At 68.6% G+C, this 23,031-nt stretch carries 17 protein-coding genes and 1 pseudogene; 12 read left to right on the top strand and 6 right to left on the bottom strand.

What is annotated here, in order from left to right:
* The gene (locus ACN265_RS18845; RefSeq protein WP_421408752.1) at positions 1–1,011 is read left to right on the top strand and encodes a methyltransferase; all 1,011 of its coding nucleotides are present in this window, start codon (positions 1–3) and stop codon (positions 1,009–1,011) included.
* 882 nt (positions 1,012–1,893) lie between these two features.
* Complete coding sequence (locus tag ACN265_RS18840) at positions 1,894–3,789, top strand: FG-GAP-like repeat-containing protein (protein WP_421408751.1); 1,896 nt, start codon at positions 1,894–1,896, stop codon at positions 3,787–3,789.
* Between the two features lie 277 nt (positions 3,790–4,066).
* Here the strand turns inward: ACN265_RS18840 and ACN265_RS18835 are convergent, their stop codons facing one another.
* A complete protein-coding gene (locus tag ACN265_RS18835) occupies positions 4,067–4,666 on the bottom strand; it encodes a TetR/AcrR family transcriptional regulator (RefSeq protein WP_421408750.1) in 600 nt (199 codons plus the stop codon).
* A 27-nt stretch (positions 4,667–4,693) separates the two neighbouring features.
* A complete protein-coding gene (locus ACN265_RS18830; protein WP_421408749.1) occupies positions 4,694–5,560 on the bottom strand; it encodes an SDR family NAD(P)-dependent oxidoreductase in 867 nt (288 codons plus the stop codon).
* Positions 5,561–5,738: 178 nt separating this feature from the next.
* Between ACN265_RS18830 and ACN265_RS18825 the strand changes: the two genes are divergently transcribed.
* Positions 5,739–6,227: a hypothetical protein gene (locus ACN265_RS18825; protein ID WP_421408748.1), complete on the top strand. Its 489-nt coding sequence runs from the start codon at positions 5,739–5,741 to the stop codon at positions 6,225–6,227.
* Positions 6,228–6,346: 119 nt separating this feature from the next.
* Here ACN265_RS18825 and ACN265_RS18820 read toward each other — a convergent pair whose 3' ends face one another.
* The gene (locus tag ACN265_RS18820; protein ID WP_421408747.1) at positions 6,347–7,606 is read right to left on the bottom strand and encodes a hypothetical protein; all 1,260 of its coding nucleotides are present in this window, start codon (positions 7,604–7,606) and stop codon (positions 6,347–6,349) included.
* A gap of 607 nt (positions 7,607–8,213) precedes the next feature.
* Between ACN265_RS18820 and ACN265_RS18815 the strand changes: the two genes are divergently transcribed.
* The 3 genes from ACN265_RS18815 to ACN265_RS18805 all read left to right on the top strand — a co-directional run bounded on the left by ACN265_RS18815 (position 8,214) and on the right by ACN265_RS18805 (position 9,623).
* The gene (locus tag ACN265_RS18815) at positions 8,214–8,618 is read left to right on the top strand and encodes a VOC family protein (protein WP_145919122.1); all 405 of its coding nucleotides are present in this window, start codon (positions 8,214–8,216) and stop codon (positions 8,616–8,618) included.
* Positions 8,615–8,896, top strand: a complete 282-nt coding sequence (locus ACN265_RS18810; protein WP_204925237.1) for a winged helix-turn-helix transcriptional regulator — start codon at positions 8,615–8,617, stop codon at positions 8,894–8,896. Before ACN265_RS18815 ends, ACN265_RS18810 begins: the two co-directional genes overlap by 4 nt.
* A 106-nt stretch (positions 8,897–9,002) precedes the next feature.
* Complete coding sequence (locus ACN265_RS18805) at positions 9,003–9,623, top strand: hypothetical protein (RefSeq protein WP_421408746.1); 621 nt, start codon at positions 9,003–9,005, stop codon at positions 9,621–9,623.
* A gap of 83 nt (positions 9,624–9,706) precedes the next feature.
* On the opposite strand, the gene ACN265_RS18800 is transcribed toward ACN265_RS18805, so the two are convergent.
* A complete protein-coding gene (locus tag ACN265_RS18800) occupies positions 9,707–10,180 on the bottom strand; it encodes a hypothetical protein (protein WP_421408745.1) in 474 nt (157 codons plus the stop codon).
* Complete coding sequence (locus ACN265_RS18795) at positions 10,167–12,320, bottom strand: 2Fe-2S iron-sulfur cluster-binding protein (protein ID WP_421408744.1); 2,154 nt, start codon at positions 12,318–12,320, stop codon at positions 10,167–10,169. The genes ACN265_RS18800 and ACN265_RS18795 overlap by 14 nt, the downstream gene beginning before the upstream one ends.
* A gap of 168 nt (positions 12,321–12,488) precedes the next feature.
* On the opposite strand from ACN265_RS18795, the gene ACN265_RS18790 reads away from it, so the two are divergent.
* The 4 genes from ACN265_RS18790 (at position 12,489) to ACN265_RS18775 (ending at position 17,261) form a co-directional block, all read left to right on the top strand.
* Complete coding sequence (locus ACN265_RS18790; RefSeq protein WP_421408743.1) at positions 12,489–13,118, top strand: TetR/AcrR family transcriptional regulator; 630 nt, start codon at positions 12,489–12,491, stop codon at positions 13,116–13,118.
* Positions 13,119–14,156: 1,038 nt separating this feature from the next.
* On the top strand, positions 14,157–14,753 hold the full coding sequence (locus ACN265_RS18785; protein ID WP_421408742.1) for a hypothetical protein: 597 nt from the start codon (positions 14,157–14,159) through the stop codon (positions 14,751–14,753).
* Between the two features lie 2 nt (positions 14,754–14,755).
* Positions 14,756–15,436: a hypothetical protein gene (locus tag ACN265_RS18780; protein ID WP_421408741.1), complete on the top strand. Its 681-nt coding sequence runs from the start codon at positions 14,756–14,758 to the stop codon at positions 15,434–15,436.
* A 538-nt stretch (positions 15,437–15,974) separates the two neighbouring features.
* A complete protein-coding gene (locus tag ACN265_RS18775; protein WP_421411527.1) occupies positions 15,975–17,261 on the top strand; it encodes a ricin-type beta-trefoil lectin domain protein in 1,287 nt (428 codons plus the stop codon).
* A gap of 560 nt (positions 17,262–17,821) precedes the next feature.
* Here the strand turns inward: ACN265_RS18775 and ACN265_RS18770 are convergent.
* On the bottom strand, positions 17,822–18,946 hold the full coding sequence (locus tag ACN265_RS18770; protein ID WP_421408740.1) for a LacI family DNA-binding transcriptional regulator: 1,125 nt from the start codon (positions 18,944–18,946) through the stop codon (positions 17,822–17,824).
* Between the two features lie 636 nt (positions 18,947–19,582).
* On the opposite strand from ACN265_RS18770, the gene ACN265_RS18765 reads away from it, so the two are divergent.
* Positions 19,583–22,225 (top strand): RICIN domain-containing protein, encoded by a 2,643-nt coding sequence (locus ACN265_RS18765; protein ID WP_421408739.1) that lies wholly within the window; start codon positions 19,583–19,585, stop codon positions 22,223–22,225.
* Positions 22,226–22,579: 354 nt separating this feature from the next.
* A pseudogene (locus tag ACN265_RS18760) lies at positions 22,580–22,888 on the top strand (TauD/TfdA family dioxygenase); the annotation flags it as partial.
* Between the last annotated feature and the right edge of the window lie 143 nt (positions 22,889–23,031).

The raw sequence follows: 23,031 nt of genomic DNA, 5'->3' as shown, positions 1-23,031 counted from the left end.
ATGGACGCGGAGAAGTCAGCGGCCTTCCTGCTCGACGAGGGCCTGAGATACGTGTTCTCCGGGGCCCTGCGGGTGGCCGCCCAGACCGGTGTCGCCGACCACCTCACCGACGGCCCCCGCACGGTCGAACACCTGGCCACCCGGACCGCCACCCAGGCCGACGGGCTACGCAGGGTGCTGAGACTCCTGGCCACCCGCGGCGTGTTCCACGAGGACGCGGCCGGCCGGTTCCACCTCACCCCGCTCGGCGAGGCGTTGCGCAGCGACTGCCCCACCTCCGTGCGGGAAGCCATGGTATTCGTCACCAACCCCACCTTCTGGCAACCGGTCGGGCGACTCGGCAGCGTCGTTAGCACCGGCGTGCCCGCCGTGGAACAGATCTTCGGACGGCCACTGTTCGACTACCTCGCCGCGAACCCCGAGGCCGCCGCAGAGTTCGACCCGGGGATGGCGCAGTACTCACAGCTGGAGAGCCGCGGCTTCGCCACCACCTACGACTTCGCCGACACCGGGGTGCTGGTCGACGTCGGCGGCGGCCGGGGACGCCTGCTGCTGGAGGTGCTCAGGAGACACCCCGGCTGGCGGGGCGTGCTGTTCGACCAGGGGCATGTGGTCGCCCGACACGAACTCGCCGCGTTGGGCGCCGACCACCGCTGGACGGCCGTCCCCGGCGACTTCTTCGACAAGGTGCCGGCCGGCGGGGACGTCTACGCGTTGCAGTACATCCTGCACGACTGGGACGACGAGCGGTGTGTGCGCATCCTGCGCAACTGCCGGCGGGCCATGAACCCCGACGGCCGGGTGGTGGCACTGGACACCGTCCTGCCCGACGGTGACGCCGCCCATCCGGGCAAGAGCATCGACCTGGTCATCCTGGCCTCGTTCACCGGCCGCGAGCGAACCAGGGCGCAGTTCACCGCCCTGTTTGAGGCAGCCGGCCTCCGGCTGACCCGGGTCAACGCCAAACCGGAGCCGGGCTGGCTGTCGATCATCGAGGGCCGGCTGCGCTGAGCGACCGAGACACGACGGCCCCTGGCCCGAACCGTCCGATCCCCCGTGCGCCGAACAGCCCGGCCCGCCCGGACAGCCGCATCCGGGCGGACCATCGAGCGCCGGCCGGTCGGCGGCCCAGCCGCGCAGGGCGGTGGTGCTGGTCAGGTCGTGCTGGGCGATCCCGCACGCAGCGACGCTGGGCCGGCGTGACGGGTGACGGGTGACGGGTGACGTAAGCGTTGACATGCGTGCGAGGGCGGCGATCGATCGGCGTAGGTCGACGGTTCGATTCCGTCAGGGCCTCGTTATCGATCTGGAGAACGGCTTCCGCGCGCACTGACGTGGGTTTGTGGCGGGCGCGCCGGCTGGGGAAGCGCGGTGAGCGCGGAATGGCAATCGGTTCGGTCAGAAGGGCGACCCCGCCGGAAGCGTGAAGGCTGCTGCCGATGCCGTCGAGCTTGCCAGCCATCGTCGTGCTCATGGAGAGCCGGTTAGGCCGGGGTGGGCCGCGTGCCCATCGTGCGCGGCTCGCCAACCCGTATACACCGCCAGTAGGCAGGCCCGAGCCGGGCATCGACATTTCGCCTCACCCGGCGTTACCCGTCGGATCGCGGACACACAGGAATTCTCAGGCGTTGTAGCCTCCATTCCGGACGCCATCGCTGCGGCATCTGGCCGATGTCGGTACATAAACCCCGAGACGTCGGGGTGACGTGGGCGTTCAATCATCGACGTCTGCCGTGTGCGGGCGGCTCGCTTGCGGCGTGTGCAGGTCGACAGGGACCTGGATTCACCGAGCGTGACTGCAACCTGGGCTGCCCCTCGAACATGTGACGTGCGGACGTGCACTAGCGACCAACGGGGAGGAAGACTGTGCGTAGATCCGGCGGGCGAAGGCTCGTGGCAGTACTGATGATGGCGGGTGTGCTCGCCGCTCCGGGTGGGCTCCCGGCCCAGGCCAGGGCAGCGGCTCCGGCCTGTCCGACACCGGCCGGCCTGCTGGCCGCCCTGCGGGCCGACCCCCTCACCGACGAGGCGGCCGGGAATCCCGCCGTACTGGAGGGCGTGAGTTGCGCCCTGCCCTGGGCCACGGCGGTCGTGCCGGCGGTCGGCGAGTACGACGCCTCTTTCGTGTTGTTTCGCTTCGAGGATGGGGCGCAGCAGTGGAAAGCGCTCAACGTCGGTTCGGGCGGGGTCTGCGACGAGTCGGTGCCGGCCGCCATCGCGGCCGAACTGGACGGATGCCAGCTGAACGACCCCGGCGACGAGCTGCCCGACGATGATCCGGTCGAGGAGACCGAGGATCCCGCGGCTGCTCAGGGTTCCGCCGGTGGCGCGATGTCCACGTTGGCTTCCGCGATCGGTGGGCCGATCACGCGTACCGAGATCATGCAGCGGGCTCAGGGCTGGGTGGACAACCAGCCCGGCACGTACAACCAGCGGGGGTTCTCCTGGGACCCGACCCACACCCGCAAATACCGGCGTGACTGCTCAGGGCTGGTGGGCATGGCCTGGCATCTGAATGCCGACCCGAGCACGCGGACGCTGCCCCAGTTCTCCAACCAGATCAGCAAGGCGAATCTCCAGCCGGGCGACATCCTCAACATCGCCTCGACGCACGTCGTCCTGTTCAAGAGCTGGAAGACCGACCGACGGCACTTCAGCTACTACAGCTTCGGGTCGACGCCGGTGAAGATCAGGACGGCGGCGATCGACGCGGGGACCATCGACAGCCACCGGGCCACCAGCTATGTGGCGCGGCGGTACACGAAGATCGCGGCATCCTCGACGCCGCCCCCGACGACGCCGACCGGTCGCGCCGCCCCGACGGTCGCCTACGACCAGGGTGACGGCACGATGCGGATGTACCGTTGGCTGTCCGATGGTGACTCGTTCAACCGCACCACGGACTACGACTCGGGTGCTTTCCGGCTCAGCGCGGTCGGTGACCGGATGGCTTCCGGTGATGTGGATGGTGATGGCAAGGACGACGTCGTCATGGCCTACCAGAAGTCCGACGGCACGTTCTCGTTCTACGTCTGGCGCAACGGCAACTCGGCAGCCCGAATCTGGTACGACAGCGGGCCGTTCAACTTGAGTAACGTCGCCGGTCGTCTCGTGTTGGGCGATTTCAACGGTGACCGTAAGGCCGAGCCGGCGATGGCCTACGACCAGGGTGACGGCACCATGCGGATCTACCGTTGGCTGTCCGACGGTGACTCGTTCAACCGCACCACCGACTACGACTCGGGTGCCTTCCGGCTCAGCGTCGTCGGTGACCGGATGGCTGCCGGTGACGTGGACGGTGACGGCAAGGACGACATCGTCATGGCCTACCAGAAGTCCGACGGCACGTTCTCCTACTACGTCTGGCGCAACGGCAACTACGCCGCCAGCGTCTGGTACAGCAGCGGGCCCTTCAACTTGGTCAACGTCGGCGGTCGTCTCGTGCTCGGTGATTTCAACGGTGACCGTAAGGCCGAGCCGGCGATGGCCTACGACCAGGGTGACGGCACCATGCGGACGTACCGTTGGCTGTCCGACGGTGACTCGTTCAACCGCACCACCGACTACGACTCGGGTGCCTTCCGGCTCAGCGTCGTCGGTGACCGGATGGCTGCCGGTGACGTGGACGGCGACGGTAAGGACGACATCGTCATGGCCTACCAGAAGTCCGACGGCACGTTCTCCTACTACGTCTGGCGCAACGGCAACTACGCCGCCCGTATCTGGTACAGCAGCGGGGCGTTCAACCTCAACAACGTCGCCGGCCGCCTCGTCCTCGGCAACTGGTAGACACTGACCCCGGGCCAGCCCCGGTACGGCCCCTCGCGTCGCCACGGGAGGCTGTACCGGGGCGTGCCCTGAATCGTCCCGCCAGACCAGGCTTCCTGGCGGGACGATTCATCCCGCACGCTGCCCATCTGCTCGTGGCGACACACGGTGGAGCGCGCTTCGCGGCCCACCGGTCGGGAAAGCGGCCACGGTGCAGGCCCGCACCTTCCCGGAGGGTGTCCTGCGCGGCGTACCCGGCGATCAGCAGCGCGGCGACCGGGTGGTCAGCCGGTCGACCTCAGCCGAGCGAAGCGAGGATGAGTTCCCGGGTGGCGTGGACCGTGGGGGAGTAGCTGCCCGGGTCCCGGCCGATACGTTCCGCGCCGGCGCGCATGACGCCGCTGAGCAGTTCCACCACGAGGTGCACGTCGCCGACGTCGCGGAACTCGCCGCGTTCGATGCCGTCGCGGACCACGTTCTCGACCTCGACGACTATCGCGTGGAACGGGCTGTCCGGGCCCTTCGGTAGGTCGGCGAACGGCAGGCCGGATCCGGGCCGGAACATCAGTTGCAGGACCTGGTCCTGGAACGCGGCCAGGACCGTCTCGATGATCTCCCGCATCCGCTGCGCAGCCGGTTCGGTGGACCGTGCGGCGATCGTGGCCACCTGCTGCACCGTGGGTTGACCCACCCGCTGGGTCAGGGCCAGGACCAGCGCACTGCGGTCGCGGCCATAGTTGTAGAGGGTGTTGCGGGCGAGCCCGGCGCGGGCCGCGATGTGGCCCATGGTGATCGAGTCGTAGTCGCGTTCGCGCAGTAGCTGCCGCATCGCCTCGGCGAGATCGGCCCAGACCAGCTCGTGGTGTTCCTCGATGCTGGCTCCCCGGATCCGCGGCATCCGGTCATCCTTCCCTACCGCACCTGGTCATCCGGTGACTGCCTTCGGGTAGTGACGGCGCAGGTTGGCGGCGATGACACGGTCGAGCATCCGGTCGGGAAGCAGCCGGGTCAGGCCGATGACCAGAGCGGCATCCCGGCCGATGGTGTAGCGGGTGCGCGGCCTGCGGGCCGTCACGGCTTTCGCGATGACCCGGGCGGCGGCGTCGGCGGTCACACCCGATGCCGTGCCTGTCTGCATCAACGTGTTGATGGCCTGGACCATGCTGCCGTACCGGGCGTCCTGCTCCGGCGTCATCGCGGCCGCCAGGTGGTTGGCCGTGGCGACCCCACGGGCGGCCATCTCCGTGCGGACACCGCCGGGCTCGACCACGACCACGGGTACGCCCAGCGGCGCGACCTCCCGCCGCAGCGCGTCGCTCACCGCCTCCAGGGCGAACTTCGCGCCGGCGTACGCCCCGTAGGTGGGCATGGCGGCCTTGCCGCCGATCGAGCTGATGTTGATCACGCGACCTCCGCCGTGCAGGAGCGCGGGCAGGAGTGCCTGGGTGACGGCGACGTGGCCGAACAGGTTGACCTCAAACACCCGCCGCCACTGCGCCATCGGCAGTGCTTCGACCGGCGCGTTCACCTGGATTCCCGCGTTGTTGACCAGCGCGTGCACCGTGCGCGGATCGTCGCCGACCCGGACGGCGAGGGCCGCCACCTGCTCGGCGTCGGTGATGTCGAGGATGACCGGTTCGATGCCGGTCGTGCGGATGGCGTCGGCGTCGGCGTCGGCGTCGGCGTCGCGTCGTACGCCGGCCAGGACGTGGAACCCCCGGCGGGCCAGTTCGCGGGCGGTTGCGGCGCCCATGCCGGTGGACGCGCCGGTGACCACGATCAGCTTCTGCATACCCGCACTCTCCCTTATACGACACACTGTCGTCAAGATTGCGACAGGTTGTCGCTAAATCCGGTGGGACGGGACCACCAAGGCCCAGAGGTGCGATCGAGCCCCAGTCGCCTTCCGGACAGACGCCCACCTGAACGGCCCATCCACCGGCCTCACCGCTGCCAGCACACTCGGCCAGGTGACGAAGCGACTCACCACCAGGCAGACCATCGGCGTCACCCTCGCCGGGCTTCTCGGCCTGTGCTGCTGCGGCAGCGGGATCGCCGGCGCATTCAGCGACGACTCAAAACCCCGCTCGGCTCCCGCCGCGACCACCTCCGCTGCGACCGCGACCACCCCCGTGCAGGCGCAGAAGGCGGGCGGGGTGCTCACCAGCGTCAGCCCCACCGCCGACACACCCGCCCCGACAACGGCCACCACCAGCGCCGCGCCGAAGCCGACCCGCACCCCCACCGTCCGGAAAACCACCAGCCCCCCACGCACCACCGCCCCGAAACCGAAACCCAAGCCGACCCCGGTCAAGACCACGGCCCCCTCCGTGCAGAAGGGCGTGCATCCCGGAGCGTTCTGCACACCGCGGGGCGCGTTGGGTCGAACCTCCACCGGGAAGCTGATGCGGTGCGGGCCGTCAGCGACGGACAGCCGCAACCGGTGGCGCGCCGCCTGAACGTGCAGGTCGCACCGCCCCCGGGCCAGCCGTGGCACAGGCCCGGCCGCGCCCTACGGCCCGCGCGGCCGGGCGGCTCACCTCAACCCACCGGCGTACGCCTCAACGGCGAGGCGGCGCTACGGGATGTCGAACAGTTGCCTCAGCCGGGCCTCGATCAGGGGTTGGCCGGCAGCGGACACGTCGTAGTGGCCGGCACCTTCGAGGACGGCGAGATTGATGTCGTTGCCGTTGATCAGCATCTTGTTGACTGTGCCGTAGGTGACCGTGGCCGGGCTGGTGATGTCGTCGGTGCCGTACAGCCAGAGAATCGCCCCCGGCAGCGTCGAGTTCTCCAGCCTGCCCTGGTTCTCCGCGTAGAACCGCTTGTTCTCGGGCAGCGAGTTCGGGGTGTCGCCGCGAACACCGGGGTAGGTGGTCAGCCGGTGTGCCGGCGACGCGTTCAGGTAGTGCTGGATGTCCCGTTTGACCAGGGCGTTGAGATCGTCCAGGCAGGTACGCCAGTTGTCGCGGTAGAACCTCAGCATGTTGGGGCCGTAGAGCGTGGCGGGATCGATGTCGTAGCCCGCGTACCGTTCGGTCCTGGTGAAGTAGATGGTCTCCGCGTTGGCGAAGACGAGTTGCTCGATCTGGTGCTCCGTTGGCGGGAGCCCCGATCGCGCAGCCGCCTCGATGTCGTTCCACAGGACCCGGTTCATGGCGGGCACGTCCGGTACCGGGGCAAGGGCGATGGTGCCGCGGTACTCAAGGTCGGGGTCGGCCATGGTGGCCCGGTCGGAGTAGTACGCGGCGGCCAGGGCGGCGAAGCCACCTTCCGACCAGCCCGCCGGCACCCACTGACCCGACAGTCGGTCACCGAGGAGCCGCTGCGCGGCCACCGCGGCGAAGACCATCGAGTTTCCCTCGCTGGACAGCTCGTAGTAGCCGTGCCCCTCCGGGACACCCTCGGCCACCGGGCCGAGTCCCTCGTAGTCCGGGGCAACCACGGCGATGTTCATCTTCAGGATGGACGCCAGCAGGGCCGCGTTCGGCCCGTCGGCCCACCGGCCGTGCTCCTGCAGTTGCACGCTCGGCGCGCACTCCGGAGCCCACCCGACGGTGCCGTGCCCCCACACCACGAGTGGCCACCCACCGGCCGGTGGTGCCTGCGTGGGCAGGAACAGCATGGCGGTGGCGCTGATCTGGCCGCCCCGGATTCCGGGCATGCGGTAGACGACGAGTTGACCGTCGGCCACGTCGGCGATCACCGATGGCACGTTACGCAGCGGCGTGGGGGTGCCGACCACGTCGCCGTCGGCGGCCGTCTCGACGGTGCCGGTCGGACCACCATCGGCACCCCACGCGGGGGCGACGGGGATCAACAACCCCACCAGCAGCACGACGAGCGGGAATCCGCGTCGGACACGACCACGCCGTCCGGGTGATCCGATGGGGCAACTGGTCATCGTGCTCCCGTCGTCGTGAGTTCCCGATACCGTCCCGGGCAGGGCGTCATGCTCCACCGCCAGCGACGTGACCCGTTGTGTCGCCCGAGCACCACCGGCAGGGCCGGCCCCCGGCAGCCGGGAGGACGTGGCCGTCACGGGTGCCGGGTCGGCAGACCGGACCTCCGCGACGATCCTCCGGTTCCGGTGCCTACGGGTCGAGAATAGGCCCGTGCGGTCAGGTCAGAGGTGGTTTTCCCGGGCCGGCCCGGGACCGGCGGCGACGACCGGCCCGTCCGACTCCATGACCACCCACCGGGCCTGACCCCAGCAGCAGAGGGGAAGCCCTACCCGGCCAGGCCCGTCACCGGCAGCGGGAACCCATGACGTCTGCCCTACCTCCCGGGTTTCCTCACCTGCCAGGTAGCCGGCAGGGTTCAGCCCCGGCGTCCGGCGTCGATCCGAGGCCCGGCAGGTGGGAGGGCACCACCCCCGGTTCCGTCGCTGGACGGCGGAGGCACGCCGCTTGACCAGTCACTTGTATTTTGCAAGTATGGCCCGCATGAGCCTCTTCATCACCTGCCCGGTCGAGAGCGTCGAGCGCGCAACCGCCTTCTACACCGCCCTCGGCTGGACCCTCAACGCCGAGATGTCCGACCACAACGTGTCGTGCTTCGCGATCGCCCCCGAGCAGTACGTCATGCTCGGCAGCCGCGAGATGTACGCGAGCGTCGGCGGAGTCGAAGAGTTGATCGGCGGACCTCAGACGCCCTCGAAGGTCACGGTCTCGTTCGACCTGGGCAGCCGGGAGGCGGTCGACGAACTCGTCGACCGCGCCGGCGCCGCCGGCGGGCGGATCGGTGACACCGACGACTACCCCTTCATGTACCAGCGCCAGTTCGACGACCCCGACGGCTACCACTACTCACCGTTCTGGATGAAGGCGGACGCCGACCCGACCGCGTGAGTGACCTCGCCGCGGCCCTCGACATCGTCGGAGCACGGTGGGCCCTGCTCATTGTGGAACGGCTGCTCGACGGGCCACAACGCTACGGCGATCTGCAGCGTGACCTCGGCGTACCGACCAACATGCTCGCGATACGCCTGCGCGAGCTCGAAGCGGCCGGCGTGCTGATCCGCCTGCCCCTTCACCACAACACCCGGGCCTACGCGCTGACCGATCGCGGGTTCGCCTTACGCGAGGCGATCGTCGCACTCGGCAACTGGGGCAGGCGCGACTCCTGATACGGCACCGCCGTCCGGGATCATGGCTGGTCGTCCACGGGAGGCAGAGTATGCAGGGCACGGGAGAGAGAAGACCGCTACCGCAGACGGTCCGATGGTACGAGACATGACGCCGCGTCAAGCGGTCGACGTACGGGCGCACCGCTGGCTGATGATCGTGGGGGCACTCCTCACCGCCGGCGCACTCCTGCTGTTGTCGCTTCTCCCTGACCCGCCCGCCGAAGCGGTCGCGATGACAGCGTGGGTCGCACGCGGCCACCCGCTACTGATGTGGAGCAACGAACTGCTGTTCCTCGCAGTCATCTGCTGGGGAGCCGGAGCGCGCGGTCTCGTCAGCGCGGGCCTGGCCGGCCCGTCGGCGCGGATCGACGTGGGAAGGACCGCTCTCACGGTCGCTCTCGTCGCGCTCGTCGTCGTACTGCTCGCGGTGGGGCGTCTGGTCTACCCGGTGTTTGAGATCGACCTGTCAGCCGAGGTCGTAGCCCTACTCGTCAGCTCGACGTTCGGCGCCCTGCATGTGGCGTTCCTGGGTTTCGCCGTCGCTGCGGTGACGCTCGGCTGGTCGACACGCGCCGCACTGGCCGGGCGAGCTGTCGGCATCGTTGCCGCAGCCGTATTCGTCGTGGGCTCCTTCCCCTGGTTGACACCGAACTGGTGGAACTCGGTGGTCCCGGTGCTGATCGCCGCCTGGGGCGTGTTTCTCGCCTGCGTAATCCGCACCGAGTAATCCGGCGACGCCACGGAAGGGACGAGCGCCGGGCAGGTCGCCGATGCCGTGGAGACTGCGCGGCGCTCACGGCAGGCTGCCGGTCAGCGGGTGCACTCCAGCAGCACCCAGACGTCGAACCCGCCGGGCCAGGTGTAGCTGTCGATCAGCACGCAGTCGCCGAATCCGGCGTCGTCCGCTTTGATTAGGGCCTGTTGGTAGGCGTAGTAGTAGGCCAGGCCCATGCTGCTGGAGCCCTCTCCGCTGAACTGCCGGGTCTCGACGGCGGACCCGCTGGCTGCGGCGGGGGGTGCGGCACCAAGCACGGCTGCCGATACGGTCAGTAGCGTTGCGGTCACCATTCGCTTCATCACCGCTTCAGGGTAGGCCGCACTCGATGTGATCGCCATTTGCCGGAGCGAACCCACCCCCGCGCCGACTACCGCTCGACCGCCCTCGGCCCGGACGGCGATCGGCGTTGCCGCACACCACGTTTCCCCCAGCCCGGGCGTGACCACCACGCCGTCAACCTGCAACCCGACGATCCGCCACCCGGCGTCCAGATCAGCCTCGGCCACCCGTCGTGGAACGCCCCTGGTCGGCGAGGTCGATGGCCACCTCGGACAAGGGCTGGGCGACACACGTCAGGGTGTAACCGGCGGCCCGCTGCTGCGGGGTGAGACAGTTCGGCCCGCTCACCACGACGTCGCCACGGCGAAGCCGCACGACGCACTCGCCGCAGGTGCCGACGGTGCAGGAGAACGGCAGGTCGATCCCGGCGGCGAGACCCGCGTCGAGCAGACTCTGACCGGGCTCGACAGTCCCCGAACCGACGGGCTGCCCGGCCGCCTCCACGGTCATCGGCTGCGGCGTGGTCGTCACGATCGTGGTGCCGGCACCCGAGGTGTACGTCTCGTGGTGCACCCGCGCGTCCGGCACGCCGAGGCCCGCGAGCACCTTCCGTACGGTGCCCATGAGCGCCTCGGGGCCGCAGACGTAGTAGTGGGCGTCGGCGGCCGGCGAACGGCCGGTGAACCAGTCCACCAGGCGGTCCGCGTCGAGGCGGCCGTCCCGACTGGTCAGGACGGGGGTGACGGACAACCGGTCGGGATGCTCCGCAGCCAGCCGGTCGAGGTCGGCGGCGAAGATGACCTCGCCTGCGTCCCGGCTGCTGTAGAGCAGCGCGATCCGGTCGCGGCCGGACCGGTCGGCGAGCCGCGTACGGATCATGCTCATCATCGGCGTCACACCGCTGCCGGCGGCGACGAACAGCATCTCGGTCGGCGGCTCGGCCCCGATGTGGAACGTCCCGGACGGGCCGTGCAGGCCTAGGTGGTCCCCGACGCGCAGCACCCGGTGCACGTGGCCAGAGAGCCGACCCCCCTCGACATGCTTGACGGTGACCTCCAGCCGCGGCGTCCCCGGCGCGGACGAGGCCGAATAGGCCCGTCGGACCGGGCGGCCGTCGACATCGACGACGAGCGTGAAGTACTGGCCGGGCCGGAACGCGAAACCGCCGGGCCGCCCGGCGGCGTCTTCGAGGACGAGCGTGACGGTGGTCGGCGTCTCCCGCCGCATCTCCACGACGCGCACCTCCCGCAGCGGACTCCCGGCCCGGTCGCCGGCGGTCTGTCGCCCGTCCGCGATGTCGGCGTAGCCCTCCTTCCGCAGCCCGGAGCGGTAGGCGCGGCGCATCACCACCCGCAGCAACCGCGACAGCCCCGGGATCGCGCCGATGACCCTGAGCAGCGCCGCAGGCGGCCCGCCCGACACGCCCGCCGAGTTCGCGGCGAGATGCTCCAACGCGATCATGGTGAGATCCGGCGCGGCCCCGCGGTCGAGGTGCGTGCCGGGATGCCACAGCCGGGCCCGGGCCACCGCGTCGTTGCCGACCACCTCGGCGTGCTCGACATCGATGACGAGCGCCGCATGTGGTGGCAGCCCGCGCAGCGCGAGGGTCCGTAGCAGTGCCGGGTCGTCGGTTACCACGCCGCGCCCGCGTACGTGCAGCACCCCGCTGCGGCCGGGAACGAGCGCGGCGAAGGCGAGCCGCTCGTCCTGCAACAGGTTGTGCAGCGTGTCGGCACGCTTGTTGCCCCTACGGTCCGGGAGCACGAGCGTCCGACCGTCGAGTACCCGGACCACCGTCCCCCGGTCGCCTCGGGGACTGGTGTCGCTGCCACCCTCGGTGTCCCAGCTCGACAGCGCGAGGAACGGCGCTGCGGCCAGGAAGTCGGCCACACCGGGCGCCCCCAACGGCTCGTCGACGGCGATCTCCGGCGCCGGCGCGGCCTTCGCGGGTGCTTGCCACAGGCCGGAACGGAGAACGGCCTGCGCGCAGTGCACCCACGCCTGCCTGATCGCCACCGTGGTCCGTGCTCCCTGCTGGGAGATGACCGTGCCGTTGACGCGCAGGACCTCACCGACGCCAGGCAGCAGGAAGAACATCGACGCCGGCCCGGGGGCGGCGTCGGCCTCGGGAAGGGCGAACGAGATCCGCGTGGGCGAGTGGACGCGGGCGAACCCGGCGACGCCACCGACGAACGTCGTCCGGCTCGTGCCGTCGGTGCCGCGGTAGCCGAACGCCGCGACCGGACTGCGGGCCAGGACGCTGCGGCAGCCCGCGTCGAGGGCGTCGACCTCCTTGAGCATGACCATGGACGGCGGGCGGCCGACAAGCGCCTCGACCTCGTCCACGGTCGTGAGTAGATGCAGCACGACGGTTCCTCTCAGTCGGGCGCGGGGTGAACCACGTAGCCGGCGAAGGTGTCGTCGGTTGTCGGCGCACCGCATCGATGAGACGTTGTTTCAGCAGCTCAGAGCAATATTATGAGCAATAGCTCAGCTCTTTGCCTACTCGCTTTCCGTGCCCGGAAGGACCATCGGATGCCGTCAGCCGACCGTCGTCTCCAGCCTCGTCGTGAGCCCCGCCAGGTGCGGGCCGAGCTCACCCGGGAGCGCATCCTGGCCGCCGCTGCTCACATTTTCAGCGAGTACGGCTACGCCGCCGGCACCACGAACCGCATCGCCGAACGGGCCCGGATCTCCATCGGATCGCTGTACCAGTACTTCCCGAACAAAGACGCGATCCTCGCCGCGCTGCTGGTGCGGCACATCGACCGCGGCACCTGGACCCAGGCCGACGAACTCGACCTGTCCCCGGGCACCCTCGCGGCGACAGTCCGGGCCCTGGTCCGCGACGCGATCGACAACCACAGCGAGGATCCACAGCTGCTACGCATCATGATGGAGGAGGCGCCGCTGTCGCAGGAGCTGCTCGACACCGTCGACCGGCACGGCAAGCAACGCGTCGCCCAGATCCGCGACCTACTCGCCCGGCACCCGGACGTCCGCGTGACCGACCTCGACACGGCCGCCGAACTCATCGTGCTCACCGTAGAGATCAACACGCACAAGCTGATGGCCGATCCCCGGTCGATCCCGGTCGAACGATTCGAGCGTGAGCTGGCAAACATGGTCACCCGCTACCTGCGCGGCGATCGGCACGGGGAATGACTGCCAGCGGTGTGCAACAGGCTGGGGTGAGCCGTTGTGTCCCACCGGCACTCGTCTTTACGCTGCCACGGTTCTTTGTGAACTCGGGCCGGAGAGTGGCGTGATCTCGCTAGCCGAGACCGCTGGTGCCGACTTGCAGACCATGGCGGCGGGCCTGCATCGGGCGCAGCAGGAAGCTGCGGCTGTCGTTCCGCGCTGGCGGGTTGCAGGACGTGTTGCAGGTCGTGGCAACCGTGCGAGCCCCCCGGACCGCGGCCGGGCAGCACATCGAGGCAGCACTGGCGCAGCTCGGCGGATTGGTGAGCTGGGAAACTGACCCTGAGCGGTACGGCCTACTGATTGCCTCGTCGAGCTGCCTGCGCAATTCTGCCGCCTCATCGCTTCGACCGAGTCCGTCGAGGAAAACGGCGAGTGTCCGCAGACCGGCAGGCCGATGCGCAACCCGAGGACGCTGCTCCACTTGTCCGCCTTGTCGAGATCCTGGACCGCCAGGAACATGCCCAGCCCTGCGACCAGCACCCCCACGGCGAGTGCCGCTGTCCACCGGGCAGCCGACTACCAAGCGTCATCACCCCGGCCGCCGTTCTGCTGACGACGATGGGGGCTGCTGGCTAGTAGGGGAACACGGATTTCGGGTCGACCAGGCGTTTCCTTCCCGGTCGGGATAGCCAGTCTCGTCGAAGGCGCAGTGATTCTACCCGCAGATCCCAAGGTCGGATCATGGACAAATCTGAGCGGGTGGTCATGCTAGAAAACTCCGGTCGGTCGGGTTGCCAGTTCGATGATGAATGATATACGGGAGTAATGTTGACAAAGTCGACAGGACGTCGGGCGAAGAATCGTGGATCCCGTCCTTCTGGCCGGCCGAACCGAAGTGCGGGCGGCGGGCTCCGTAAGTGGTGGGCGCGGCGTTCACCGGCTATGCGCGTGGCGGTTGTCGGAGCGGCGATACCTGCCCTGCTCGGTGCAGCCGGCACCTTAGGTGCCGTCATCATTCCGGATTGGATCAAAGATAAACCGTCGGGTAACCTCCGTGCTGTGAAGCTCGTCGTGCGCGACGAGGCCATCGTGGATACTCCGCCCTCCGTCGAAATAACGGTCCAGAACGTCGGCGATCAGCTCGTGGTGACGCGCAATCTGGTACTCGTCGTTCAGGAGTCGCTTCTAATCAAGGAGTGTGCGACCGAAGGGAACCTGCCGCTCTCTGCCACTTATGACCTCGAACTGCCGCAGCGCGCGGATCCGGGAGTCGAGTTTAAAACGGATATCAATCAAGAGATCAAGCCCAACGAGGCGGATCGATTTGCGTTGAAACTGCGTGTCCCGGAAGATCCGACAGGCATCAGTTGGTCATTCTACCGTCTTGCGGTCTTCATCGAAGTCGGGTTGACGCTGGAGCGGGTCCCAATAGGTTCCGCAGTCCTCGCCCTTCCGGCGGTGCCGCTGGGATCGGGCGTGACCGTATGGAACGAGAGATTCAAAAACGATAAAGATCGGCTCGAATTCCTTGGGCCTGGACGCCGAGCCGAAGTCGAGACGTGCCTGCACGACAACAGCACTAGGCTGAAGCGCTTCCTTTCGCAACCCGGGGAACGTTCCCCCGAACTTCGGGCGCTTGAGCGAGAGTTGCGCTGAGGATGGAGCGGGGCGACGATGAGCTGGAGGGTCGTGTGCGGGACAGACGTGCGCTTTGGATTGTTGTGGTGCTCGCCTTCGGCGTATTGGTCGCCTTCGTCGGTGGTGGTTGGGTTGCCCTGGGAATTGGTGCCTCCGGGTCCGGGTCAACCAGCAAGAGTAAATCTGCGGCAGGCCCGGATGCGGTGGAAATGACGCGGCAGGGAATTTGCAAGCAGCTGTGCCGCGTTACTGATCAAACCAACTTCGTTCACCCGAAGTGGGGTAGAAGTGTCCTGTTTGTGACCATGCCGGCAGATGGTGTCGAGGGGTTCGAGGTCAACCTGGTCGTCATAAATTCTGCTGGCGAGGTGAAGTGGCACTACTCGGCCGAGTGGCCAGAACTCAAAATTGCTACCCCGGCCCAGGATGTCACGGGCAAAATTTTCGTCAACTACAACCCTGGTCGCTATGACGGAGTCATCATTCTGCAGCCGAGCAGTGATTCTTTCGTCACCTTCGGATCGTTGCCGCCTGCGGGTGATTATCGGGCTCGATTCTATTCTGCGGTGCTCCGAGATGACGACCGGGATGGCATATATGAGATCGTTCAGAGTCATAACGATTGCGAACCGAGCTGTGCTGAGGGAAAGATTACCAACGTAACGTATCGATGGGCCGGCACCGACTACGAGAAGCGCTGAGGATCGTGATCCATGCTGTGAGGACTGTGGCTGTCTGCGGTAGGCGTCTCACTCCTGAACTTGATGCGCGCTCAGCGTAGTCCCCTGTGGCGCGGGGAAGGGTATGGGCGCGGGGCGGTGGGCGTGAGGTGGCGGTGGTGTGGTCCAGGGCGATGGTGCGGCCGCTGGCGGCGGTCTTGGCTGGGCCGATGGTGACGGTCTGGCCGTAGGCGATGCGTTGCTGGTCGATGGCCCACAGCAGCAGGGACTTGACGGACGTCGTACGTCATACGAATATAGGCGTCGATATATGCCTGCCCGCGCCCCGTCCGGAGGGTCGAGATGACACCGGGCCGGTCGACGTCTGCGGCCGCCGCTTCGACCGCAGTCCTGCGCTGACGTCGACGCTTCGGTGACGCCTGCACGTCCAGCCGGCTGTGGCTCAAGTAGCGGTCGCTGGCCTGACACCCGAGCCGGACGGCAGCTTCCCCCGTAAGGAGACGACTCTGTGTCACCTCGCAAACGCTCGGCCCCCTGGATAGGGGCGATCCTGGCCGCCATGGTCGTGGCCACGGTCGGCGCGTACGTCGTCACGAACGCGACACCGGCCGCCGCGGCCGCCACTGCCGGCTGCGGCAAGGCCCCAGGGCTGAACAGCGGCACCCACACCATCTCCAGCGGCGGCAAGAGCCGCAGCTTCATCCTTCGGCTTCCCGACAGCTACAACAACACCTACCCGCACCGGCTGGCCTTCGGGTTCCACTGGTTGGGTGGCACCGCCAGTGCCGTCGCCTCAGGCGGAACCGACGGTTACGCCTGGGCCTACTACGGCATGCTGTCGCAGTCGAACAACACCACGATCTTCGTCGCCCCCCAGGGCATCAACAACGGCTGGGCCAACACCAATGGCGAGGACGTCACCTTCACCGACGACATGATCCGCGTGATCGACAACGCGCTCTGCGTCGACACCACGCAACGCTTCTCGGTCGGGTTCAGCTACGGCGGCGCGATGAGCTACTCGTTGGCGTGTTCCCGGCCGACGGTGTTCCGCGCGGTCGCGGCCATCGCCGCCCCCGGAGAAATCAGTGGCTGCAGTGGCGGGACCCAGCCCGTGGCGTACCTGGGAATTCATGGCATCAACGACAACATCCAGAGCGGCCGGTCACTACGCGACAGGTGGCTCAGAAACAACGGTTGCGCTGCGCAGAACGCACCCGAGCCCGCGCGGGGCAGCCTGACCCACATCATCACCACCTACTCGTGTCGGGCCGGCTATCCAGTGGTCTGGGCCCCGTTCGACGGCGGACACCAGCAGGGCCCGGTGGACGGATGTGCCGGCTGTGAGAGCGGCGCAAGAAGCTGGGTCAAGCCTGAGGTGTGGCGGTTCTTCACCCAGTTCGGGTCGACCCCGCCGCCGACCACCACCCCGCCGACCACGCCGCCGCCCGGCGAGGCGAACGTGATGATCGCCGGCGGCCAGTCGAGCCGTTGCGTCGACGTCGCCAACTCCAGCACGAGCAACGGCGCCCGGGTGCAACTGTGGGACTGCCACGGCAACAACAACCAGCGCTGGACCCACACCGCCAACCGCACCCTGACCGTCTACGGCAACAAGTGTCTGGACGCCAGCGGGTCAGGCACCAGCAACGGCACCGTCGTGCACATCTGGGACTGTCACGGCGGCGCGAACCAGCAGTGGAACCTGAACAGCAACGGAACCATCACCTCCGTCCAGTCGGGACTCTGCCTGGACGCCGTCGGCAACGGCACCGCCAACGGGACGCAACTCAACCTGTGGGCGTGCAATGGAGGCGGCAACCAGCAATGGGCCACCCGTAGCTGACAGTCCGACAACCCCGTACCACCATGGCACGGCGGTGAGGCGGGGCGGCGGCCAGTTCCTTCGGCCGCCACCCCGCCGGGCCGGGATGACAACTTCTCTTCGCCCTGCAGTCATCGATGGATCCGGACGCGGTACCGGCAGCTTGCCTGGGCGAGGCGAGCGGCTGCCCCCGGGCCGAACCATACTGCCGCTCCTCGGTGCGTGGACGCGCCTACGGCATGGTCGGCCTGCCGCCGTGCTCCGGGGCGCGGTGTCGGCAGATCGGGCACGCCAGCTGGCCCCATCGCGAACGTGCAGGCGGCTGGGCCAGAACACACTGGAAACAGGCGAGTATCGATCCGCTTGTCCCGGAAGAAGTTGGACTGGACATCGTCCGGCTCGACATCGGCGCGGACTGCCCGCTCACGGGGACCGGCGCGCCGGGCAACGGAGTGCTGGGACAGGCGGGGTATCGAGAGAGGTACGCGTCCGCGCGGGTGCTACCGCCGCTCGTCAGCGACGGCCGGTGCGGGCCTCGGGTGACGTGCCCCCGTAGGTGGCCAGATCGATGCTGATCAGGGCTAGGTGGAGAGGGCTTCGCTGCCGGCGGGCTGACCGTCCGGGCCACCGTGGGCGTGGGGGACCGCTCGGCGGCCACGTCCCGGGATCGATCGAGGCGGTGGTGGTGCCGTCGAGGCGCGGACGACGAGCTCGACCGGTTGGTCGGCCGCCGGTGGAAGCGCGACGTCCGGCTTCTCGATGACGCGTACCAGCAGCGCGAGACCCTGCCGTGTGACCTCGTCGAACGGCTGGCGCAGGGTGGTGAGCGGGGGAGTGACGTAGGCGGCGACCGGGATGTCGTCGAACCCGACGACGCTGATGTCCTCGGGCACCCGGCGCCCGGCCTCGAGCTGCGCGCGGATGAGACCGATCGCCATGTCGTCGTTCGCGGCGAACACCGCGGTCACGGTGCCGTCGCCGGCCAGTTCCCGGCCCGCTGCGTAGCCGGACGCGGCCGACCAGTCGCCCTCGACGACCGGCGGCTCGTCCGCGCCGTGGGCTCGCAGCGCCTCGCGCCAGCCGGCGAGACGGTCCCGTGCCGAATGCCACCGCTGCGGGCCGGCCAGGTGATGGACGGTCGCGTGCCCCAACTCCAGCAGGTGCTCGGTCGCGGCCCGCGCGAGCCGGCCCGCGCCGACCCTGGCGGTCACCACCTGCGGCGCGGCGAAGGTGGGCGGCGCGCCGAGGACCAGGACCGGTACGTCCACGCTGATGATGCCGACGCCCTCGTCGATCGGCTCGGAGATGACGACGCCGTCCACGCCCTGGTCCAGCAGCGATGCCAGGGCGCTCGCGATGCCGCCCGGGTCGCCCTCGATCGTGGTGGCCACCCGCAGCGTGTAGCCCACCTTCCGGACCGCCCGCTCGATGCCCATGAGCCACGACGTCGGCCCGTACAAGGCGCTGCCGAGCGTCACCACGCCGATCGACCGGGTCCGACCGGAGGCCAACGCCCGGGCCGCCTGGTTGCGCCGGTAGCCGAGCTCCTCGGCGGCGTCCAGGACCCGCCGGCGCACGTCGGCCGAGACGTACGGCTCGTCGTTGAGGACCCTGGACACCGTCTTCTGGGAGACGCCGGCCAGCCGCGCGACGTCCACGCTGCGCGGCGTTGGAGGGCTTCCACCCGGCCTCGCCAGTCGCGTCATGGCACCTCCCATCGCCAGCCATCGTTATGTATGATTGCGCTGTCATGTCTACGCAGTCATACAATCGCCATCAAGATCCCGTGACCCGCCTGTAATGCTGGCGAAGCACGTTCCTTGCCAACACCCTAACCCCAGTTTCGAACCGAACAGGCCGGGCCGGGCCGGGCCGCCTGCCGACCTCGCCGAGGACCGCAGTGCTGTCCATGCCTTCGACGTGTCACGCAGCCGGGCAACCGCATAGTCGAATCGATTCGTTAATCCGTCGGCGCCACGTCGGTGAGCCGGCGGCACGGAATGCCTGAGCGCGATGCCCTAGCGCTCCGGAAGGGGCGTGCTCATCGGCGGCCGCTTGAAGCCTGCGAGGTGCCAGGAGAAGGAAGTAACCGTCCTGAAACCTTGACTTCACGCTCGATAGGTCCATTAATACATATCTATGTATCCGGGCCGTAGTCACCCTTCCGGGGTGGTCGGCGACGCCGGCAGATTCGTCGAATCGGTTCGAGTATCGGCCTTGAGGCTGCGCCCTGAACCGACGTTACGGAGCTGACGGATGAGTCACAGGAGGTTGCCGTGCATCGTACGAACGCCCATTGGGGTGTCCGATTGTCGGCGTCGGCCAGAGGGCTTGCCGCGACCGTGGCGCTCGGCCTGACCCTGACGCTGGGCGGCCTGCCCCTGGCGACCCCCCGGTCGGCCCTGGCCGCGCCGGGCGCGATGGGGGCCGTGGCCGCCGCCGGTGTTGACGGTGTGGCGGCCGGGAACGCCGCGATCGCCTCGGTCGACCTGAGCGGAACCTGGGGCTTCACGCCCGCGGGCCGGGCGGCGACCACGATCGCGGTGCCCGGTGGCGGCTGGTACAAACAGGGCTTCACCACCGTGAACGAGGCGGTGTACTCGCGCAGCATCACCGTGCCGGACTCGGGGCAGCCGCAGTCGGCCTGGATCGAGTTCGGCGCCGTCAACCACCAGGCGACACTGTCGGTCGACGGCCGCGTGGTCGCCACCCAGACGACGGCGTTCACCCCGTCGAACTTCGACATCAGCGCCTACGCGGCGCCCGGCACCACCCACACGATCACGGTGAACGTGAAGGGCCGCGGCGCGTTGAAGGCATCCAACGGCCGGTACCTGGTGCCCGACGCCGCCACGTGGTCCGAGGCGGTACCGCAGGGGATCTTCGGGTCCGCATTCCTGCGGGTGTACCCGGCGGTGTACGTCAGCGACACATTCGTGCGTACGTCGGTGGCGAACAAGACGCTGACCTACGACGTGACGGTGCGCAACACGTCGGGCAGTCCCCGGTCGGTGACGTTGACCGGGTCACTGGCGTCCAAGAACGGGACGGCCTTCAGCTACCCGGAACTGCCCAGCCGTACGATCACCGTGGCGGCCCGCTCGACCGTGACCGTGACCGTCGGGCCGGTCGCGTGGAACCTCGACAGCACCTCGTACTGGTGGCCCAACGTGCCGTACCGGTCGGGGTACCGGGCGCAGCTGCACGGGCTGACGGTGCATGCCGTCACCGACGACGGCCGGACGAGCGACGCCGAGTACCGGTTCGGGTTCCGGGAGGCCACCCAGAACGGTGACTACTACTACCTCAACGGCGTGCGCGTGAACTTCCGCGGCGACAACCTCCAGGGTGCCGACTATGACCGGATCAACAACGGCGGCAAGGGCGATGCCTACCACACCCTGCCCGGCTTCCTGCCCCCGTCGTCCGGCAACGGCGGCTGGCCGCAGGCGGTGGACAACTACCAGCGGCTGAACTACAACGTGGTGCGCATCCACCAGGAGCCCGGGAGCCCGTACATGTTGGATGTCGCCGACGAGATGGGCCTGATGATCATCGACGAGGTCGCGATTCGCGGCTCCCAATCCTCGCAGGAGTGGAAGGAGTCCGTCGGGCACGACAACATGGTCAACCACGCCCGTGCGCTGGTCCTGCGCGACCGCAACCACCCCGCGATCATCCGCTGGAGTCAGAACAACGAGCCGAACCAGAGCGGCCAGGATTCCGAACAGTTCGAGAAGGAGCTGTACGCGGCGATGAACGGCGCCGACGGCACCCGGCCGATCATTGCCGAGGTGGGCGTCGGCGGGAATGTCAGCCTGTATCCCGGGATGACGTACGCCAACTTCGCGGTGATCCCGCACTACGTCGACGGCTTCGGCAGGTACGGGGAGGGCCTGATCACCGTGAACGGGCGGCCCGACGGCGAGGGCGAGTACATCTGGCCGGCATGCAACAACAAGCAGGGCTTCGCGTGGTTCGCCACGGCAACCCTGGCCAAGCGCGGCAAGGGCGCCACCGACCTGCGCCCGTACACGCTGCTGTCCGCCTGGGCCAGCGTCGTGCCCGGCGTGCGGAGCACCGACTTCACCCCGGAGGAGGGTGGTCACCCCATCTACGGCGCCGACAACCTGCCCGACCCCTGGAGCAACCCGCAGATCCAGCGCGTGCAGGCGGCGTTCAACCCGGTGGCTGCAGTCGACCTCCCGTACTGGTCGGCCTCCGGCAGTTCGGACTCGAACGGCACCTTTCCGTTGCCGCAGGCGGTACCCAGCTACGCCCGCAACGCCACGGTCACCCGCAACATCACCGTGTTCAACGACGACTTCGTCGACAGCTCGGTGGGCTTCACCTGGACGGCGCGGCTCGACAGCCCGACCGGCGCGGTCGTCGCGTCCGGCAGCACGACCCTGACCGTCCCGCTCGGCTCGCGGGTCACCCAGCCGGTGTCCTTCACCACCCCCGCCACCGGGAGCCGCGTGTACCTGCAGCTGTCGACCACGAAGTCCGGCAGCCCCGTCTTCACCGACGCGGTCGAGTACTTCAACCTCAGCGGAGGCAGCGGGACCGGACCCGCACCCGGCACCTACCGCATCGTCAACCGCAACAGCGGCAAGCCCCTGGCCATCGCCGGCAACTCCACCGCCGACGGCGCCAAGACCGTCCAGCAGAGCGGCACCCCCACCTGGACGATCAGCACCACACAGGACGCCTTCACCCTGCGCTACACCGCCTCCGGAAAGGTGCTCGACGTCAACGGCGGCAGCACCACGCAGGGCCTGCAACTGCAGCAGTGGTCGGCCAACGGCGGCACCAACCAGATGTGGTACCTGCGGCCCACCGGTGACGGCTACTACACCATCGTCAGCCGTGGCAACGGACTGGCAGCCGACGTCTACGGTGCCTCGACCAGCGAGGGAGCGCAGGTCGTGCAGTGGACCGCCAACGGCGGGACCAACCAGCAGTGGCAGTTCGTACCCGCCTGACCAGTGGCAGAGGTGAGTGTCAAGTTCGGCCGCCGGTAGCGGACTGCCGATTGTCGCGCCGACTCGGGGGCACGGTTTGTGCGCCCGAGTCGGCCACGATCCGATCGCGGTGGGACACGACCTACCGATCCGGACAGACGCCAGCCTGGTCCGCTCGCTACCCGTACGTGAGCCAGGCCCGGGGCGTCGCGGCTGAGTGCATGGACTCTTGGTGCCGTCCATGCACTGAGGCGTGGCTCGCCCACCGTCGTTGTAGGACGTTCGGTGTGCGCCGTCGGCTGATCGGAGACCCGGAGCGGACCATGTCCATGTGAGTGGTTCTGCGTAACCTGGTTCGGGGCCGACCGTGACCCGATGGCCGGCTGGCGATTGATTGTCCACGCGGCGTCTCACGGGGTGCTCCGTGGATGCTCTGGCGCGATGGACGGGGCCGGCGCGCGATGGACCGGCCCGGACGCCGTCCCGCTGAAGCTGGGGCCCGACCGCGAACAGATGGACTCACGCGACCCCGTTGGACCAGGCGACTCGACCAAGATCAACCTCTTACTCGGCATGGACACGACGCAAAGCGATGCCCTGCTGCACCAGTTGGCGGACCACCTCGTGGACGAGCGCTACGCCTATTTCCACAAGTGGAGCGAGGACGACGTCATCGTCTGGGACAACTGGCGCGTGTCCACAGCGCCGCCGGCGTGCCCTTGGACGTGCGCCGTCGCGCGCACCGCGCCACCCTGCTCGGCGACTACGGCTACGGCCGCTACCTCGACCCTGCGCTGGGCCGCGAGCCGCGCACGGCGACCATCGTC

The sequence above is a fragment of the Micromonospora sp. WMMD730 genome (assembly GCF_049178955.1).
Taxonomy (GTDB): Bacteria; Actinomycetota; Actinomycetes; order Mycobacteriales; family Micromonosporaceae; genus Micromonospora; species Micromonospora wenchangensis.
The sequence above is the reverse complement of the archived record's forward strand: the minus strand, read 5'-3'. Positions and strand labels throughout refer to the sequence as shown.

Excerpts from the sequence above, each read along its gene's own strand:
- ACN265_RS18835 (WP_421408750.1), bottom strand. The coding sequence starts at position 4,666 with ATGCCGCGGATCCGGGGAGCCAGCATCGAGGAACACCACGAGCTGGTC.
- ACN265_RS18845 (WP_421408752.1), top strand. The coding sequence starts at position 1 with ATGGACGCGGAGAAGTCAGCGGCCTTCCTGCTCGACGAGGGCCTGAGA.
- ACN265_RS18780 (WP_421408741.1), top strand. The coding sequence starts at position 14,756 with ATGGAGCGGGGCGACGATGAGCTGGAGGGTCGTGTGCGGGACAGACGT.
- ACN265_RS18830 (WP_421408749.1), bottom strand. The coding sequence starts at position 5,560 with ATGCAGAAGCTGATCGTGGTCACCGGCGCGTCCACCGGCATGGGCGCC.
- ACN265_RS18775 (WP_421411527.1), top strand. The coding sequence starts at position 15,975 with ATGGTCGTGGCCACGGTCGGCGCGTACGTCGTCACGAACGCGACACCG.
- ACN265_RS18770 (WP_421408740.1), bottom strand. The coding sequence starts at position 18,946 with ATGACGCGACTGGCGAGGCCGGGTGGAAGCCCTCCAACGCCGCGCAGC.
- ACN265_RS18815 (WP_145919122.1), top strand. The coding sequence starts at position 8,214 with ATGAGCCTCTTCATCACCTGCCCGGTCGAGAGCGTCGAGCGCGCAACC.
- ACN265_RS18805 (WP_421408746.1), top strand. The coding sequence starts at position 9,003 with ATGACGCCGCGTCAAGCGGTCGACGTACGGGCGCACCGCTGGCTGATG.
- ACN265_RS18790 (WP_421408743.1), top strand. The coding sequence starts at position 12,489 with ATGCCGTCAGCCGACCGTCGTCTCCAGCCTCGTCGTGAGCCCCGCCAG.